The 16,152-nt window shown below is 51.5% G+C and carries 17 protein-coding genes and 1 pseudogene; 10 read left to right on the plus strand and 8 right to left on the minus strand.

Annotated features, from left to right (window positions below):
• Positions 1-4 precede the first annotated feature (4 nt).
• Genes DCL27_RS00380 through DCL27_RS00395 form a run of 4 tightly spaced genes read left to right on the plus strand, consistent with a single transcriptional unit; the run spans position 5 to position 3,614 of the window.
• A complete protein-coding gene (locus DCL27_RS00380; protein ID WP_035597279.1) occupies positions 5-901 on the plus strand; it encodes a baseplate assembly protein in 897 nt (298 codons plus the stop codon).
• A complete protein-coding gene (locus tag DCL27_RS00385) occupies positions 894-1,508 on the plus strand; it encodes a phage tail protein I (RefSeq protein ID WP_035597276.1) in 615 nt (204 codons plus the stop codon). The genes DCL27_RS00380 and DCL27_RS00385 overlap by 8 nt, the downstream gene beginning before the upstream one ends.
• Positions 1,498-3,267 (plus strand): phage tail protein, encoded by a 1,770-nt coding sequence (locus tag DCL27_RS00390; protein WP_115377669.1) that lies wholly within the window; start codon positions 1,498-1,500, stop codon positions 3,265-3,267. The genes DCL27_RS00385 and DCL27_RS00390 overlap by 11 nt, the downstream gene beginning before the upstream one ends.
• Entirely contained in the window at positions 3,264-3,614 is a 351-nt protein-coding gene (locus tag DCL27_RS00395) for a tail fiber assembly protein (protein ID WP_035601134.1), read from the plus strand. Before DCL27_RS00390 ends, DCL27_RS00395 begins: the two co-directional genes overlap by 4 nt.
• Positions 3,615-3,645: 31 nt before the next feature.
• Here DCL27_RS00395 and DCL27_RS00400 read toward each other — a convergent pair whose 3' ends face one another.
• Both DCL27_RS00400 and DCL27_RS00405 read right to left on the minus strand, forming a co-directional pair.
• A complete protein-coding gene (locus tag DCL27_RS00400) occupies positions 3,646-4,173 on the minus strand; it encodes a tail fiber assembly protein (protein WP_035601137.1) in 528 nt (175 codons plus the stop codon).
• The gene (locus DCL27_RS00405; RefSeq protein WP_223931161.1) at positions 4,173-5,147 is read right to left on the minus strand and encodes a phage tail protein; all 975 of its coding nucleotides are present in this window, start codon (positions 5,145-5,147) and stop codon (positions 4,173-4,175) included. The genes DCL27_RS00400 and DCL27_RS00405 overlap by 1 nt, the downstream gene beginning before the upstream one ends.
• Between DCL27_RS00405 and DCL27_RS00410 the strand changes: the two genes are divergently transcribed.
• Positions 5,137-5,718, plus strand: coding sequence for a recombinase family protein (locus DCL27_RS00410; protein ID WP_035599242.1), 582 nt, complete (start codon positions 5,137-5,139; stop codon positions 5,716-5,718). The two genes, DCL27_RS00405 and DCL27_RS00410, sit on opposite strands and share 11 nt — an antisense overlap.
• A 367-nt stretch (positions 5,719-6,085) precedes the next feature.
• Here DCL27_RS00410 and DCL27_RS00415 read toward each other — a convergent pair whose 3' ends face one another.
• The 6 genes and pseudogenes from DCL27_RS00415 to DCL27_RS00440 all read right to left on the minus strand — a co-directional run bounded on the left by DCL27_RS00415 (position 6,086) and on the right by DCL27_RS00440 (position 11,880).
• Positions 6,086-6,577, minus strand: a complete 492-nt coding sequence (locus DCL27_RS00415) for a phage tail protein (RefSeq protein WP_035599245.1) — start codon at positions 6,575-6,577, stop codon at positions 6,086-6,088.
• Between the two features lie 12 nt (positions 6,578-6,589).
• Positions 6,590-9,565, minus strand: coding sequence for a phage tail tape measure protein (locus DCL27_RS00420; RefSeq protein ID WP_050979617.1), 2,976 nt, complete (start codon positions 9,563-9,565; stop codon positions 6,590-6,592).
• Positions 9,552-9,680, minus strand: coding sequence for a GpE family phage tail protein (locus tag DCL27_RS00425; RefSeq protein WP_071526352.1), 129 nt, complete (start codon positions 9,678-9,680; stop codon positions 9,552-9,554). Before DCL27_RS00425 ends, DCL27_RS00420 begins: the two co-directional genes overlap by 14 nt.
• Positions 9,681-9,712: 32 nt before the next feature.
• The gene (locus tag DCL27_RS00430) at positions 9,713-10,129 is read right to left on the minus strand and encodes a hypothetical protein (protein WP_050979613.1); all 417 of its coding nucleotides are present in this window, start codon (positions 10,127-10,129) and stop codon (positions 9,713-9,715) included.
• 48 nt (positions 10,130-10,177) lie between these two features.
• Positions 10,178-10,693, minus strand: a complete 516-nt coding sequence (locus DCL27_RS00435; RefSeq protein WP_035599248.1) for a phage major tail tube protein — start codon at positions 10,691-10,693, stop codon at positions 10,178-10,180.
• Positions 10,694-11,880, minus strand: a pseudogene (locus DCL27_RS00440) (phage tail sheath subtilisin-like domain-containing protein).
• A gap of 164 nt (positions 11,881-12,044) precedes the next feature.
• Here DCL27_RS00440 and DCL27_RS00445 point away from each other — a divergent pair.
• The 5 genes from DCL27_RS00445 (at position 12,045) to fieF (ending at position 16,081) form a co-directional block, all read left to right on the plus strand.
• Positions 12,045-13,169 carry a phage late control D family protein gene (locus DCL27_RS00445; protein ID WP_035599251.1) on the plus strand — a complete coding sequence of 375 codons (1,125 nt, stop codon included), beginning with the start codon at positions 12,045-12,047 and terminating at the stop codon, positions 13,167-13,169.
• A 45-nt stretch (positions 13,170-13,214) separates the two neighbouring features.
• Positions 13,215-13,466, plus strand: coding sequence for an ogr/Delta-like zinc finger family protein (locus DCL27_RS00450; RefSeq protein WP_071526353.1), 252 nt, complete (start codon positions 13,215-13,217; stop codon positions 13,464-13,466).
• Between the two features lie 511 nt (positions 13,467-13,977).
• Positions 13,978-14,346, plus strand: coding sequence for a GNAT family protein (locus DCL27_RS00455; protein ID WP_228594458.1), 369 nt, complete (start codon positions 13,978-13,980; stop codon positions 14,344-14,346).
• 25 nt (positions 14,347-14,371) lie between these two features.
• Positions 14,372-14,848, plus strand: a complete 477-nt coding sequence (locus tag DCL27_RS00460) for a GNAT family protein (protein WP_267255171.1) — start codon at positions 14,372-14,374, stop codon at positions 14,846-14,848.
• Positions 14,849-15,178: 330 nt separating this feature from the next.
• Positions 15,179-16,081, plus strand: coding sequence for a CDF family cation-efflux transporter FieF (gene fieF / locus DCL27_RS00465; protein WP_005290980.1), 903 nt, complete (start codon positions 15,179-15,181; stop codon positions 16,079-16,081).
• Positions 16,082-16,152 lie beyond the last annotated feature (71 nt).

Genomic DNA, 16,152 nt, shown 5'->3' on the forward strand with positions numbered 1-16,152 from the left:
ACTCATGCCTACTGTCGATTTATCCCAACTCCCACAACCCCAAATCATTGAGGTGCTGGATTTTGAGACCATCCTGACGGAGGTAAAGCAGGTGATGCTGAGCGCCTTCCCTGAAGAGCAACGCCCAGCGATTGCGGCAGCCATGCGTCTGGAGTCCGAGCCGCTGAATGCCATCGCGCAGACCATCGCTTACCGTGAAATGCTACTACGCCAACGTATCAATGAGGCTGCCGCTGCTTGCATGTTAAGTCACTCAGCGGGCACCGATCTGGATAATTTGGCAGCCAATAATGATACTCGTCGCTTGCTCATTCAGGCGGCAACCGAGACGGCAGACGCAATCTACGAAAGTGATACAGCATTACGCCTGCGCGCACAGGCGGCCTTTGAAGGATTAAGCGTGGCGGGCCCGACAGGTGCTTATGAGTTCTTTGCCCGCAGCGCGAGCGGTCAGGTTGCCGATGCCCGGGCGACCAGTCCACACCCCGCCGAGGTGGTTGTGGCCATTTTGCCCTTTGGTGAGCAGGGAACCGCGTCACCTGAGTTGCTGGAGATCGTACGCACCGCCTTGTCGGCTGAGCACATCCGCCCCGTGGGGGATCGGTTAACCGTTAAAAGTGCTGAGCTGGTGCGCTACCAGATTCAGGCACGCCTGTTTTTCTATCCCGGCCCCGAGTCGGAACCCATTCAGAATGCAGCAGAGCAGGCCCTGCAACGTTGGCTACTCGAGCAACGGAGAATCGGCCGCAATGTGGCACGCTCCGCCATCATGGCTGCGCTCCATGTACAGGGCGTGCAGCGTATTGAGCTGGTGTCACCTGCAACCGATCTCGAAATAACCGACACCCAGGTCGCCTGGTGCGATAACGTCGTATTGAGCAAAGGGGGCACCGATGAGTGACAGCTTGCTGCCTCCTTCCGCCGGTGAATTTATGCGCTGTATTGAGCGCGCCGAAACCGGCATTGAGCAGATCCCTGTGCCACTCAACACATTATGGGATCCTGACCATTGTCCCGCCCCGCTTCTGCCCTACCTGGCCTGGGCGCGTTCAGTCAACCGCTGGGATAAAAACTGGCCAGAGCAGACCAAGCGTGCCGTGATCCGCGCCTCCTGGAAAATACATCGGCACAAGGGAACCATCTACGCGCTACGTCAGGCTGTAGAGCCGTTTGGCTATTTACTGAAGGTTAACGAGTGGTGGCAAACAGGCGGGCCGCGAGGCACGTTCAGCCTAGAGATTGGGATACAGGAGCAGGGGATCACCGACGAGACCCGTCGCGAGCTAGAGCGCCTGATTGACGATGCCAAACCACGCAGCCGCCACCTAACCGGGATCGCGCTCTCTCTTCAGTCTACGGGCACCATCACGATCGGTGCTGGCCATTTCTACGGAGACACGCTGACCGTTTACCCTTACCTGCCAGAAGTTATTACAGCGGGTGGGAACAGCAATACGGGCGCTATCGTTCACTTAATTGACACCATGGAGCTTTATCATGGCGAGTAAATATCTTGCGATTCTAACCAATATTGGCGCAGCTAAGCTGGCTAATGCTGCTGCACTCGGTAACAAGTTGGAGATCACCCAGATGGCCATCGGAGATGGCAATGGCATGCTCCCCACCCCCGATCCGGCGCAAACGGTATTGGTACGTGAAGTTCGGCGCGCGCCAGTTAATTCACTGACCATTGACCCGAAAAACCCCAGCCAGATTATTGCAGAGCAGGTGCTCCCGGAAGATGTCGGGGGGTGGTGGATCCGTGAAGCAGCGCTGCTGGACAAAGACGGCAATATGATTGCTATCGCCAATTGCCCCGAAACCTATAAGCCACGACTTCAGGAGGGCAGCGGTCGGGTGCAGGTCATTCGTATTGTGCTGATCGTATCCAGTAGCGACGCCATCACGTTGAAGATTGATCCCGCTATCGTGCTGGCGACACGCCAGTATGCCGATGAGAAAGCCATCGAGGTACGAGGATATGTTGATAGCCAGCTCCAGGTACACGAACGTTCGCGCAACCATCCCGACGCGACAACAACAGCCAAAGGCTTTGTGCAACTAAGTAGTGATGACAACAGTGCCGATGAGCGCAAAGCTGCAACGCCCGCAGCTGTAAAAAAAGTCAGAGATTTGGCGGAGGCCAAAGCTCCGATTAATAGCCCGGCGCTTACGGGTGAACCGACTGCGCCCACACCGCCCAAGACGGATAACAGCAAGAGGCTTTCAACAACAGCTCACGTTAAAGCCGCTCTTGCCGACTATGCGCCATTAAACAGCCCGGTGCTCACGGGGAGCCCAACCACCCCCACACCACCGGCATCAGCTCGAGGGCGTGAGCTTGTTAATGCGGAATTTGTTGCAGGGAAAATTGCTGCACTTATTGGCTCAGCCCCAGGCGTAATGGATACGCTACAAGAGATCGCCGCCGCTCTGAACAACAACCCGAATTTTGCCAATGAGATTATCCGGCAACTATCAGGGAAACAGCCACTGAACGCTACCCTGACAGCGCTCAGCGGAAAAAATGTCGCCCAGCTTCTTGAATACCTTGGTTTGCGAGAAACTATCAATCTGGCAAAGGATGCATGTTCAAAGAGAGTTGTTAAAACGATTCGTAATGGTGAATTGTTAGCGAGCTACACGACTCCAGGGTTTTACAGTATTTCTATTGATGATGCGAGCACTGTTGATGATTTCCCCAATGTTCACGGAACTCCAATTTATAGCTATGGAGTGATGATAGTTATCAAAAATGATAACACCATTGAACAGTTATTTATTAGTCATAAGGGTCATGTTGCGACAAGACAGACCTGGTATGGGGCAGACCGTTATGAGATGTGGGTGGTCCAATATAGCAGCGTCAATAAACCGACGCATCCTGAGTTAGGATTGGGTGATTCAGCTTCAAAAAACATTGGCTCGGCTACGGGAACTGTAGCGGCAGGGGATGATATCAGGTTTAATCACGCAATCGGGATTTCCCAATCATATCAGGTCATGACATCTTCACGAAAAATAGGCATCACGTATATAAATACTCAGACTAGACCGATATTTGTAAAAGTAAAGGCTCGCATTGATGCCAATGCTGAAATATCCATAAATGTAGATGGTGTCCAGGCTGCGGGTGGTGACGCGGCAAACGTGACTGGCGCTATTCAATGGGTTTATCCCAGTGCCATAGTGCCACCAGGCTCTTCATATATTGCTTCAATTGCCAAAGGCTGGGGAGAGCTAATAGAGTGGGTGGAGTTACGATGAAATATTTTAAAGACAGCAATAATGTTATATACGCTTATGATGCTGATGGCTCACAGGATGAATACATCAAAGATGGCCTGATTCATATTTCAGAGGATGAAGCGATGTCCATCGTTAATCCACCACCAACAAAAGAGGATTTAATAAGAGAGGCGGCGCTTAAAAAAACATCTCTACTAGCTGAAATCGATACAGTCACAAAGTTATGGCAAACTCAATTAGCCCTAAACATTATTCTTGACTCAGATAAAGAAAAGCTCAAAGAATGGATGCGCTACGCACAATCTGTGGCAGCGGTTGACCCAGATAGCCTGCCTGAGTCATGGCCGGTAAAACCATCAGTATAAAACCTACGCCCGCAATAATGCGGGCGCTCTGTTATTCAGGCATGGATGGGAATATTGCAGGCAATTGCGTTGTATCTACCCGATTGATGCCAACGCGGAATTTTTTCCAAGCCTTTAGCCTTGCCTCCTCTTCTGGTGTCGCTACGCCAATATCGACGGCGTCCTGCAATGGGGCAATGGCCTTCGCAGCATCGGCCAGCAAGCGCTGTTTCTTCTGTTCCGCCTGGACCGTCAGTTCGCCGGTGGTGTACGTCCGAGGGATGATGCTCCCATCAACAAACTGCCATCCACCATCACCATCCGCTCCATTGGGTAATGAGGCCATTTCGACAACACTTCCACCATCGGGACAAATTGCACTGGCATCTTTATTAATGGCGCAAATCTCCCCATCGGGGAGATATTTCACTTTGAAAGTATTTGGCTGAAATTGTGCTATTGCTTGATACCAGTCTCGCCCTAATTCATCATGCCAAAAAAAAGCCTCAAACAGCTCGGCAATTTCTTTTTCCTCGCCACTCTCTGGCTCATATCGGGTTAGATTTTTCAAATGTAACATTATAGACCACCTACGTTATACCATGTGCCGTTAATAAATTTTTGGAGTGCCCGGCGGTAAATTTGGTCTGGGAATTCATCGCGGTTGTCATTTGCCACCCCGGTTATCACATATGGTGGCTGATCATTGTATCCTGGGCCATTCCACATCCAGACGCTCTCTTTAGTTGAGAAACGAATATCTTGCACTGTTTTCGTAGCAGGCATTAGCTCTATCCAACCGTTTTCAAATCCGGCACGATCACGCGCAGAACGGTAAGCAATGCCACCATTGCGATAATTCACCTTAAATTGTACTGCTGGGCAACTTCCTACCCCCATATTGAAATGAAGGATTAGGCATGATGCTCCTGGAACATTCGCCTGGTACACCCCACTAGGAGCATTCCATGCAACGCCTGTATCAGATACAGCAGTATCACCGGTTTTTCCTAATGCAAAAGCAGGTTGTGGATTGCGTGTGTTATAGTCACGACGCCAGCCTGGCGAATAATCGCTACCGTGATTGATATAGGTGAATTGGGCATTATTAGAAATCGTTGTCGTCGGTGTGGTAATTCTAACCGTCATTGCTGACCGATTTCCCATAACCTCAATTACACAACCAGCCAACTGAATGTCACCACACCCAGTATCAGTAATTACTTTATTGTTGCCATATGACCAGGAGCACTTGCACATCCAGTATGGGTGATCAAATGCAAACTTAGAGGTCAACCATTCAATAAATTGCGCTGTAGTCCAATTACCTGCTCCAGTGCTTATCGATTCACCGAATGCGCGTCCCGCCCCAATGGCTTGTGTAAATTTATCTTTATTGGGGATGTCTGCACCATTCTGTTCTTTCTGTAGCGCACCTGCGGCCTGATTGATAGTTTCTCGCAAACCAAGGTTTTTGGAAAAGCGGCAACACATAGCGAAACCTGCAAGAATCCTCCCTCTGCGAAATAGAGGAGGAGAATTGATGGCCGTCATTGGTTATATCCGCGTATCAACAATCGACCAGAACAGCGATTTACAGCGTAATGCCCTCACAAGCGCAAACTGTGACCGCATTTTTGAAGACCGTATGAGTGGGAGAGTTGCCAGCCGCCCCGGTTTGAAACGCGCTTTAAAGTGCGTTAATAGCGGAGACACTCTAGTCGTGTGGAAACTGGACAGGCTAGGGCGCAGCGTTAAGAACCTGATCGCACTGATATCGGAGTTACATGAACGCGGTGCCCACTTCCGCTCTTTAACAGACAGTATTGATACTAGCACTGCCATGGGGCGTTTCTTTTTTCATGTTATGTCGGCACTGGCGGAGATGGAACGTGAGCTGATCATCGAACGAACACTGGCCGGGTTGGCAGCAGCCAGAGCACAGGGACGCATAGGTGGAAGGCCTAACGCATTAACGCCGCATGAGCGGGAACAGATTGGGCGGCTATTGGCTAAGGGACATACTCGCCAGCAGCTGGCCATTATCTACGGGGTGGGGGTATCGACGCTCTACCGGTATTTTCCGGTTAATAGTCAGAGAAAGGATGACACGGTAGGATTGTAATTCTTTTTCCAATATTGAAGTGCCGCAGTAATACTATTTATTGCACGGCACTTCACTTGCTAAATCAACACTCAAAGATAATCACATTCCAAAATACCAATATCATCTTAGTTAGCATCCTAACAAATAATTAGATAAATAATGCACCCTATCTGATTAATACGCAAGCAGAATAAGGTGGGGCGCAAATGAGTTTTTAAGAGTATTAATTTATCGATGGCTATATGTTTTGTTGAAAATAAAAAAAGCATCAATTATGAGTATTGGCAATTTAATATTTAATATATGCTTCGTATGTACGAAAGGGGAAATGCTTCCTGTAAACTTGTCAAACTTGCCGCTGCATTGCAGCGGCTTTTTTGCTCCCCTACTTAAAAAGCGCATGAAGTGAACGATTAACATCGTTGTATATAGTGTTAGCCTTGCTTCTTAGATCCGGCAACAAATCACCAATAGATGATACCTGTAGGCGCTCCCGAACATCCTCGTCACAGCGCTGGAGATCAAGGTTAAACTCAATCTTCCGGGCTTTCCCGTACTGATCCAGTTCAGAACGGGTCAACCTCACCCCTGTGAGCACATACATACCATACACCTGCCCCACGCCATCAATCAGCGGCCAGGCCCGCCCCGTGTAGGCCTGCGTGGTCAGTATCGTCAGCGACGGTTCACCCCCGGTGATCTCCGGGTACAGCACACCAGACAACGAAATCTGATCTTCACCACTACCGATATACTGCCAACTGGCAGAATGGTTGATACGCTCATTTTTCACATGCCGCCAGGATTTACTCTGCTGCAACTGCTGATGGGGTAACGTCCTGAGCTCAAAAACAAACATTCCAAAAATCATCATCATGGTGATACCTCATTAGTCTGCATCTCGATAGCTCCCACGTCTGGCTCGCGCCTGCTTCTCAAGTTCAACCCTGACCGCCTCACCTACCATTTTCGCCAATGTTTGCGGATTCTGAGTAGTCACACCATGCAAATGCACATGAATATCACCAATTGAAACGCTGTCATTTTGAACCGATGACATGGCCGGGGCCGCAGTTTTCGTTAGCGTGCCAACAGGGGCCAAAGAGGGCGCCGTGCGAACCTCCGCAACCGCAGGAATACCGGGCAGCGCTGCGCGTCCGCCAGACAGCATTCCGCTTGTTGGCTCCCTCCACTCGCCACGCACCGCTAACGCCCGTGGTAGGTTTCTGAACACGATATCCCCCGGCCCAATCCGCTTGCGGGTTTCCTTCAGCATGTCGCCGGTATTGTTGGCTATCCGGTTCAGCACGCCATGACTGCTCAGCGCTTCAAAACCAGCGCCAGGCACGACAGGGATGGGCTTGGGCGTCTGGGGAGACTCTTTTGGCGCAATGGCATCAACCGTTGCCAGGAGCGCATTAGCCTTCCCTTTCAGCAAGGACTGCGCCTGCAGTTCCTCTGCCTTTTGCCGTGCTCGCTCAATACCATCGGGGATCATATCCAGTTTTTCCAGGATCCAACCCAAAGCATCCATAAGTGCCGTTGCGGGAGTTAATAGTGCCTGAAGCGCTGCACCCACTACGCGACCAAAGGTCTCGCCCGCCGAAGTACATTTCTCCAGAGTATCCCTACTGGCATTCACAGGTTCAAAGAGATGAGTGAACCACTCCCATACAAACTTGATCGCATCCCCGATGCCAGAAAACAGAGGGGTAAACGGTTCAAATGCTGCACGAATGGGGGCGATCCCCGCCATCATCCCAGTGATAAACCCATCGAAAAATACCTTGATGGGTTCCCAGTATTTCCAAACCAGTACACCTGCAGCCACGAACGCCGCTGCCAGCAGGCCTATGGGGCTCAACAGGAGGGAAATGGCGCCGCTCAGCAGAGAAACACCTGTTGTAATCATGCTCCACAAGGTTGGCAACCCGGTTAACCGCAGCAATAGCGAGCCAATTCCTCGCCCCAGTGACAGTAATGCACCGCCCGGTGAGAGAAACGCACCAACCAGCAGGCTTCGCAATGCAGGTAATACGCTCCCCAAACGCCCCAGACCACCGGTCACCTGGCGCAGAACAGCCGACCAGCCACGAAGTCCACCTAATGGGCCACGGACAACCTTCGCCAGCCGGGAGAAGATTGGGAGTGCCCTCCCCAGACCTTTGGTCCCCATCAGGAGCGAGAAACCCAATTGAAGTTTGGCAACAGGCCCAATCAATACACCCACTGCCAGTGATAACGCCCCCATGGCTGCCGTCAACGCCAACAGACTGCCACCCAGTACCAGTACCGTTCGTGCAAGAGTGGGGTTGGCCTTCGTCCAATCGGATACCCGCGTAATCACATCGCTGAGTTGTTGTGTCAGCTTGCGCAACCCACCGTCAATCACCTCTTCAATCTGTATACGCAGCCCCTCCCAGGCACTGCTGAGGTTATCCAGATCCCCTCCAAGGTTATCGGCCATCACCCGGGCGACCTTTCCAGCCTCACCTCGTGCCGCCTCAAGCTCTTTCAGTAAAGCCTGCAAGTTCCCTTTGCCGGCAGCATCGACAAGAGTTTGCAATGAAGTGAAGGCCTCTTCCCCCGCAATATCCTTGAAGAAAGAAGCCTGCGCGGTGTTACTGTATTTCCTGGTTGCGTTATACAGATCGAGCAGTACATCAGTAATCGGCCGCATTTTCCCCTGAGCATCAGCGGCTGATACGCCCAATTCTTTAAGTGCGGTCCTGGCCTTGTCGGTGGGCGCTGCCAGGCGCCCCAGTGTCGCCCGCAACCCTGTCCCGGCCATGCTTCCACGGATCCCCTGTTGGGCCAAGATGCCCACCAGGGCGGCCGTCTCTTCAACACTAATCCCAAGTTTCTCTGCACCAACACCGGCATACGTCATCGCCTCACCAATACCACGCAAATCGGTATTGGTACGCGTGAATGTTGCCGTTAGCACATCGCTGACGCGATTCATTTCCGTTGGATTGAGATTAAATTGCGATAAGACGTTAGAGCCGATATCCGCACTCTCGCCCAACTCCATACCACCGGCTAGCGCCATGTTTAATACGCCAGGCAATGCAGCTCTAATAGCCTGAGGAGTAAAACCCGCCATAGCCAGAAACGCCTGACCGTTGGCGGCATCGCTGGCAGAAAAGGCGGTCTCCGCGCCTAGTTTCTTGGCCTGCTCCCGCAGCGCAGCAAACTGTGGGTTGTCCTTGTCGATGCGCGTCAGCGACTGAACGCGCGCCATCTTCTGGTCAAAGCCCACCGCTGGAGCCAGAAAACGCCCTGTCCCATATCCCGCCGCTGTGGCAGCGCCTATCGCCATGGCTCCACGACCACGTAATCGCCCAGCCAACTGCTGCGCCCGCTCATAACGCTGCCGAGCACGAGTCACTGCAGTCAGTATCTGTTGCTCACGCGCCAGTTGCCGGTTGTATTGTTCGGTACGCCTGATGGCGCTCTCGATTGTGCGATCACCGCCAGCCAGGGATATCCCGTGCCGGGTCATGGCTCGTGTCGCCTCTCGTAACCGCTCTTTCTCTCGCGCCCTGACTTCATTCAACCGCTCAAGACGGGTGGCAAGAGATGCCATCAGGGTCTGCTGATTTTCGGTCAGGATGGCGCCACTACGCTGCACAGCCTGAAGGCCACTCAGCTCACGTTGCGCTTTCTGGATCTGCGTATTGGTTTTTGCAAATGCATCCCGCAATCGGGAAAAGGATTTCGCCTGGGGTACCAGGTTTTTGATATTAGCCTGAGTCCGCTTCAGGGACTCGGCCAGGGCGCCCGCCGAACGGCGGGCTGTCATAGCAGGTCGGGTAAGTTTGTCGATCGCGCTAAAGGCGACACGAATATCAAGGGTTGTCATCGCGGGCACCGCTTCGTTGCGCCGCCCGCTCACGCCAGGCAATCATGTCATCCAGCGTCATCGTGAAGATATCAGCAGGCGACCAGTTAAATACCGTGGCAATATCAGCAACCATGTCCTCGACATGGTCAAACTGCGCTATGGCAATCAGGCTTCCATCGCCGCCTTTTTCGCATCGCCAAAGGGCGTTGGCGCTAAAAAATCAGCAGCCATCACACATAGCGCCATAAAGTCCCCGGTAGCTAGTTCATCCAACTCCTGTTTATTCAGGCTTGGTGACAGTACACGGGATAGCCAGATTTTCATGGCATCCGCTTTCATGCTAGCCAGGTCGGCAACAGACAGGCCACGCAGGGATCCTGACTGGCCAGCCACTGCGCTAATTTCAACATGTGTGATACACCCCTCTTTCCGTTCAATCGGTTTTGATAGTGTCAACTCTCGCACCAAACGGACAGGTGAGGCATCAGGCAGGCTATCCCGCACCTTCTCCATCGGCATATCGGCAGTAGACAATCTGCTCTCTACGGTGGCGTTCTCTGCATTCATGGTTTGCTCTTTCATGGCGATAATACTCCGGGCGGCATAGTAGGCCGCCCCTATTGATAATGGTTAGCCCAGACCCAGCGCGGAACGGATGCGATCCGGCACAATGTCCTTGCCATCTTTCCGATAGATGAAGTTCAGCAAGTCAAACTCAAACAGCGGCTTATCATCGATGGAAAGCTTGTAATACGTATTCTTAAGACTGAAGGAGTGCGAGGTTGTCTCGCCCTGCTTTGTCTCCCCCATATCGATCTCGGTGATGCGGCCGCGCATTTCAACCTCACATGCCTGGCTCCCACCTTCATCGTCATACAGCCAGCCGACGAAACGTAATGCGGTGTGACTCATATCGCCGCCATACTCCAGCAGCGCCTCTCTCACCACGCCACCCAAGACCATGGTGGCATCCAATGCCCCATCGTCTAGGCCAAGATCAATGGCTACCGCTCCCATCATGCCACCTCCCCGGAAGTTCTCTGTTTTGCGGCTCAGCTTGGGTAACGTGACCGACGTAACCTTGCCGATTTCGTTTTTACCGTTCACAAAGCAGGTGAACAGTCGGACTACATGTGGAATAGCCATTTATGCCCCTCCCAGTGATGCGAACGCCGGCCCAATAAACTCGTCCGTGAAGGTCTGGGTGAACTCCAGATCTTCCAACGGCGGCACCGGCGTGTACTTGTACTGGATGCGTACTCGCCCCTGGCGGATCTCGGTCGTCGGGTTCTCCACAATATCGAACCAGCAGCTGGCACCCAGCAGGCGCCCGGCGGTGACAAGCTGGTTTAGTTTGGCACGTAACCCACTCAAGACATCTTTGACGTTGGTGGGGGTTAGCGGTTCATCAATCGCTTCAAACTGAGCCTCTGCCACGGTATCCGCCAGAACCTGACTGGTACGGGTATAAACCTCAAAAATATAGGCGTTAGTATCCGTGCTGCGGTTACCCCAAAAGCGGAAGCCGTTACGCTTGATGAGCGTGGTGATCTCTTTGTTGTTCAGGTTATTGGCATCACTATCGTCAGCCTGAAGCGCCCAAAAACCTGCTTGGAGATCCCCAGTACATTTTTCACGGGCACATTGGACAGTGATTTGTGCCACCCTTGCTCATGGTCAATCAGCGCGCGCAGACCGCAGGCATAGGCTGGCGCCGGGAACACTTCGTTTTGACCGGATGCGGGGTTATAGGCAATGAAGTCCGGCCAGATGAGCATGAGCTCGCGGTAGGCGAATTTTGCGCGGTAGGCAATCGCCTCCGCCATCGTGTTACAGCCATGGCAGCTGGCATACACAAATGCCCGCAGCTTGCCGGCGATCACACATAGCGATGAGGTAACCGCCTCTGAGTCCAGATCCGGCGCCGCCAGGATGCGAGGTCGATAACCGATATGCTCATCCTGCTCGGCAACGAGAAACGCGTACATTCCGGTATAGCTGCCATCGGACTCAGTACCACCCACGACTAGTTGATCCTGGGTTTTACTCCCATCCTCGCTTTTTGCAGCTGGGACGCGCACCACGATAACCTTGGTGCTGGCCTGATCGGCAATGGCCTTCAGTGACTTATACAGCGAACCAGTCTTGCCAGCTTTACCCAGCAGCGGCTCAATACGTGTCAGCAAAACAGGCTTGTTCAGGGGGAAGGTTTCCGCGTCGGCATCATCTGCCACCGCGACCAATCCGACAACACTGCTATCAATATCATTGTACGGGTTGGCAAGATCGGTTTTTTCATGGACGCGGGCACCGTGAAAACGGCTTTCACTCATATGATCCACCATTGGGTTAATGGGTTAATATCATGTCGGAGTCCCATCTTCACCAACCCGCCACGGCAATTCACGCGCTTTAGGCTCTCCCCTTCATCCCACAACAAAAACAAGATGTTAGCCCTCGCGCGCGCATGGGAGCATAGCCGCAGGAGATCATAACCATGCCGAACACCACAAAACCATCAGCCCTAGATATCAACAGCAACCGAGACACGTTATGTGACCCCATCAAGTCGCCAGACTTTCGTATCATCATGGAGGGCAAGCCAATTGAGCTGCTCAACCGACGCTGTATGAATCTGTCAATGACCGATAATCGGGGCTTTGAAGCCGATCAGCTCACCCTAACACTGGACGATGCTGACGGCATGTTGACTCTACCGCCACGTGGGGCAGTTCTAACCCTAATGCTCGGATGGATGGGAGAGCCGCTCGTTAACAAAGGGCGGTTTATCATCGATGAGATTTCGCATGAAGGCCCGCCCGATACTTTGAGCATTACCGCCCGTAGCGCAGATTTCCGAGAGGAGTTCAATGTGAAGCGAGAAGTCTCCTGGCATGATGTCACCGTCGAACGCGTCGTATCCGCCATCGCCCACCGCTACCAGCTGCAACCCTGCATCAGCGAAATGTTGATGAATATCGAGATCGATCACGCTGACCAGACAGAAGAAAGTGATATGTCGTTCCTTACTCGCATGGCCGATATGCTGGGCGCCATTGCTACCGTCAAGAACGCTAGGCTGCTGTTCATCCTACCCGGCGGAGGTGTAACCGCTGATGGTAAGGCCCTGCCATCCTTCCACCTGCAACGCAGTGATGGTGACGGCCATCGATTTCGTATTGCCGATAGACAGGCTTACACAGGGGTGCGCGCCTACTGGCTGGATCTGAACTTTGGTAAGAAACGGAAAGTCAGTGTCAAGCGGCGCACCACCAAGAAGCGAGAGAAAAGCAGTAGCCGAGACGGCGACTACATGACCGGGGCAGAGGGTAATGTGTATGTGCTGCGTAAAACCTATCGGAACGAAGAGGCTGCCAGGCGCGCTGCTGCAGCAAAGTGGCAGCAACTCCAACGCGGCGCCGCCGAGTTCAGCATCACCCTGGCGCGTGGGCGCGCCGATCTCTACCCCGAAATGCACGGTCAGGTAGCAGGGTTTAAGCCAACGATAGATAATCAGGATTGGATTATTGCTAAAGCTGAACACGTAATTGATGGCAATGGTTTTACTACGCACCTGGATCTGGAGGCCAGGATACCAGAATGGATTGCGACGCCAGAATAACGACACCGTAAACTATGGGTATTGCCATACCATCAGGAGCCGCCCATGTTCCATTGTCCTCAATGCGGAGCATCCTCTCGCAAACGCACCAGTCGCTACATGAATGAAGAGCGCACTATCAAAAAGACCTACTACCAGTGCAACAACCTGACCTGTGGTGCATGCTTTTACTCGATCGAAAACGTGATTGGTCTGGTTGGTCGCAACAAGAAAGCAGCAAAAGAGATCCCTTGGGAAGATTTCCCAGCATCACATCGAGGTCGGGATCAACTCCCCTTAGAGCTGGATAAAGCCTGAGGAAAGAAAGCTCACGGTTCCCCGTGAGCTTTTTTATTTTTATCGAAGCGTAGTCAAAATGTAGACGAGTATTAGAATAAATCCTTTTATTCCATAATATTACCTTCAGGATTTCTTCACCATCCCTGTCTTCCCCCACATGATGTGGGGGTTTTTTTTATCTCTTGTTTATCCTTCTTCCCTCATCGATCGCTGAGGTATTGATCATCGTTCGTCACCATGGTGTTCATGCGAGCGTCACGAGATCGTGAACGCCCCTCGTCAGCATCAATATAATCACTTTCTTGTATATTAATTGTTTATTATACAAAGTTACATTTTATGATATATTGTAATATTAATCGTATGATGAATTTATCTTTAATCTTACTTTATGGGAAAGTAGACGAGTAACACGTGTTTGTCGGTTTTGAGAGTATCTAGCAGACGTGGCTATTTGTTGGCCGGTATGTGGGGTGGCTATTATCTCTACCGAGATGGCATTGATGTGTTACATGTCTAAGTTTAGTCAATGCTTATTAAAAAACTACTCGGTTGGCAGCAATGTGATTTTGCTAGCTATAAGATGGTAGCGCAACGCTATGGGTATAGTGCGGAATCTGCGCCAGACTATATTGAATTCATGATTAACTATGGGGCGAAATTTAATTTTATTGCCTATTATCATCATGGCGAGATAGTTGCGGCAGCTTGTATTGATAATGGATGGTTGGTTAATGATTTCAAAAATAATAATAAATCTATTGTCGGCTTACCGCTGCCGGTATCGGGAATTGTGTTACCGATGCGACGTGATGTATTTTGTTGTGCACCCTTTAAGGCGCGTTGCTTGAGTGGTGATTACCCCTACTCATTGAATATTACTAAAAAAATTTTCTAAGCGTCTGGAAGCGATAGCAAAAAAGATCCCCGATTTCTCTAAAAAAACACAGCAGACTCGACGTCGTGAAATAAAAAAATTTCAGCAATCTGGTGGTGCTTTTATCGATATTAGCACTATCTCTGCTGATGTACTGCTAGATAGTTATGATGCGCTACTTAAAAAGCGTTGGGGACAAGGTGTTACAAACTTGGCGATGAATCAGGCGTTCTTTCGGCGATTTCAGCACTGTTTTTATGGCGATATCGCTACGTTAAATGGGCAAATCATCGGCATCCAACTATTGCTTAAAACAGAGTCCGTCAGAGGTATCTTTGTCGATTTTATCAACATTGGTTACGATGTTACCTGCGAGCACCCCCTCGGCACCATGTTGATGTGGCGTAATATTGAGCGCGTCGCCGAATTAGGTGCCGATGTGAAATACTCCTATGGTTTTATGTCGGGTGAGTACAAGAAACGCTGGTGCGTTCCTCGTCTCCTATCCCGAGTCATCTTTTAAGACAAAAATATTGCTATGAAGCGGCTGGTGTGGCGTCTCCATGATTTTTCCTCTGGATAGCCATACCCGCTTGCCTGTTGATCGGTATAGTTCCGTCCACGACTTTCTCACCGGCTTTTCGCTTGTTATTTTTACATCGACATGGCTGAGCCTCTCCATTCAATTGGGGTGACCCATTTCATAGCGCTGAACACCCGTGTTGTCGGGTCGGTCGCGTGACGGGGCTGGCGCAGTGTGGGCCAAATCTTGGGTTTTCGATGAGCTGCCTTTTTTGCTGTGCAATTCGCTATACTGGTCGGCTAATCGCAAATACTATTTTTGGGTGGATCTATGCATCAGCAATATGCACGACTGGTCAAGGTTGCGGCATTAGCCGCGACAGTGACAGCCACAATCCTGCTGATTTTTAAAATATTGGCCTGGTGGTACACCGGATCGGTCAGTCTGCTGGCCTCGTTGGTGGACTCACTGGTGGATATCGCGGCCTCGTTGACTAACCTATTGGTGATCCGTTACTCCCTGCAGCCAGCCGACGAAGACCATACCTTTGGTCACGGTAAGGCGGAGTCGTTGGCGGCGTTGGCACAGAGCATGTTTATCAGCGGTTCTGCACTGTTCCTGTTCCTAACGGGCTTCCAACACTTGATTAAGCCGGCGCCGTTGCACGATCCCGGTGTCGGGATCTGGGTAACGGCTTTCGCCTTGATCAGCACCATGTTGCTGGTGACCTTTCAGCGCTGGGTGGTGCGTAAGACTCAGAGTCAGGCGGTGCGGGCGGATATGCTGCATTACCAGTCTGATGTGCTGATGAATGGGGCGATCCTGATTTCGTTGGGGCTGAGTTGGTATGGTGTGACCTGGGCCGATGCCATATTTGCGTTGGGAATTGGGGTCTATATTCTCTATAGCGCCTTGCGTATGGGCTATGAGGCGGTGCAGTCGTTGCTTGACCGAGCATTGAGTGAAGAGGAGCGTAGACTGATTGTCTCGTTGATCCATCGTCATCGTGACGTATTGGGGTTGCATGATCTGCGTACCCGTCAGTCTGGGCCGACCCGTTTTATTCAGTTACATATTGAGATGGACGATGCGCTGCCGCTGGTAGAAGCTCATGCTATTGCCGATCGGGTTGAGCATGATCTATTGCAACACTTTCCCGGTGCAGATGTGATCATTCACCAAGATCCGACCTCGGTGGTGCCCCTTGAACAAAAAGGGCGATGGGAGTGTTAAAAAATATCAGTTTGTGAGCCGGATTACAGCACTGCTATTTTTTTTACACAGTAAAATATTTACCATGTGTG

Source organism: Edwardsiella tarda ATCC 15947 = NBRC 105688 (assembly GCF_003113495.2).
Lineage (GTDB): Bacteria > Pseudomonadota > Gammaproteobacteria > Enterobacterales > Enterobacteriaceae > Edwardsiella > Edwardsiella tarda.

Coding starts and splice junctions, on each gene's coding strand:
- DCL27_RS00380 (WP_035597279.1), top strand. CDS start 5: ATGCCTACTGTCGATTTATCCCAACTCCCACAACCCCAAATCATTGAG.
- DCL27_RS00385 (WP_035597276.1), top strand. CDS start 894: ATGAGTGACAGCTTGCTGCCTCCTTCCGCCGGTGAATTTATGCGCTGT.
- DCL27_RS00390 (WP_115377669.1), top strand. CDS start 1,498: ATGGCGAGTAAATATCTTGCGATTCTAACCAATATTGGCGCAGCTAAG.
- DCL27_RS00395 (WP_035601134.1), top strand. CDS start 3,264: ATGAAATATTTTAAAGACAGCAATAATGTTATATACGCTTATGATGCT.
- DCL27_RS00400 (WP_035601137.1), bottom strand. CDS start 4,173: ATGTTACATTTGAAAAATCTAACCCGATATGAGCCAGAGAGTGGCGAG.
- DCL27_RS00410 (WP_035599242.1), top strand. CDS start 5,137: ATGGCCGTCATTGGTTATATCCGCGTATCAACAATCGACCAGAACAGC.
- DCL27_RS00405 (WP_223931161.1), bottom strand. CDS start 5,147: ATGACGGCCATCAATTCTCCTCCTCTATTTCGCAGAGGGAGGATTCTT.
- DCL27_RS00415 (WP_035599245.1), bottom strand. CDS start 6,577: ATGATGATGATTTTTGGAATGTTTGTTTTTGAGCTCAGGACGTTACCC.
- DCL27_RS00420 (WP_050979617.1), bottom strand. CDS start 9,565: ATGACAACCCTTGATATTCGTGTCGCCTTTAGCGCGATCGACAAACTT.
- DCL27_RS00425 (WP_071526352.1), bottom strand. CDS start 9,680: ATGGTTGCTGATATTGCCACGGTATTTAACTGGTCGCCTGCTGATATC.
- DCL27_RS00430 (WP_050979613.1), bottom strand. CDS start 10,129: ATGAAAGAGCAAACCATGAATGCAGAGAACGCCACCGTAGAGAGCAGA.
- DCL27_RS00435 (WP_035599248.1), bottom strand. CDS start 10,693: ATGGCTATTCCACATGTAGTCCGACTGTTCACCTGCTTTGTGAACGGT.
- DCL27_RS00445 (WP_035599251.1), top strand. CDS start 12,045: ATGCCGAACACCACAAAACCATCAGCCCTAGATATCAACAGCAACCGA.
- DCL27_RS00450 (WP_071526353.1), top strand. CDS start 13,215: ATGTTCCATTGTCCTCAATGCGGAGCATCCTCTCGCAAACGCACCAGT.
- DCL27_RS00455 (WP_228594458.1), top strand. CDS start 13,978: ATGCTTATTAAAAAACTACTCGGTTGGCAGCAATGTGATTTTGCTAGC.
- fieF (WP_005290980.1), top strand. CDS start 15,179: ATGCATCAGCAATATGCACGACTGGTCAAGGTTGCGGCATTAGCCGCG.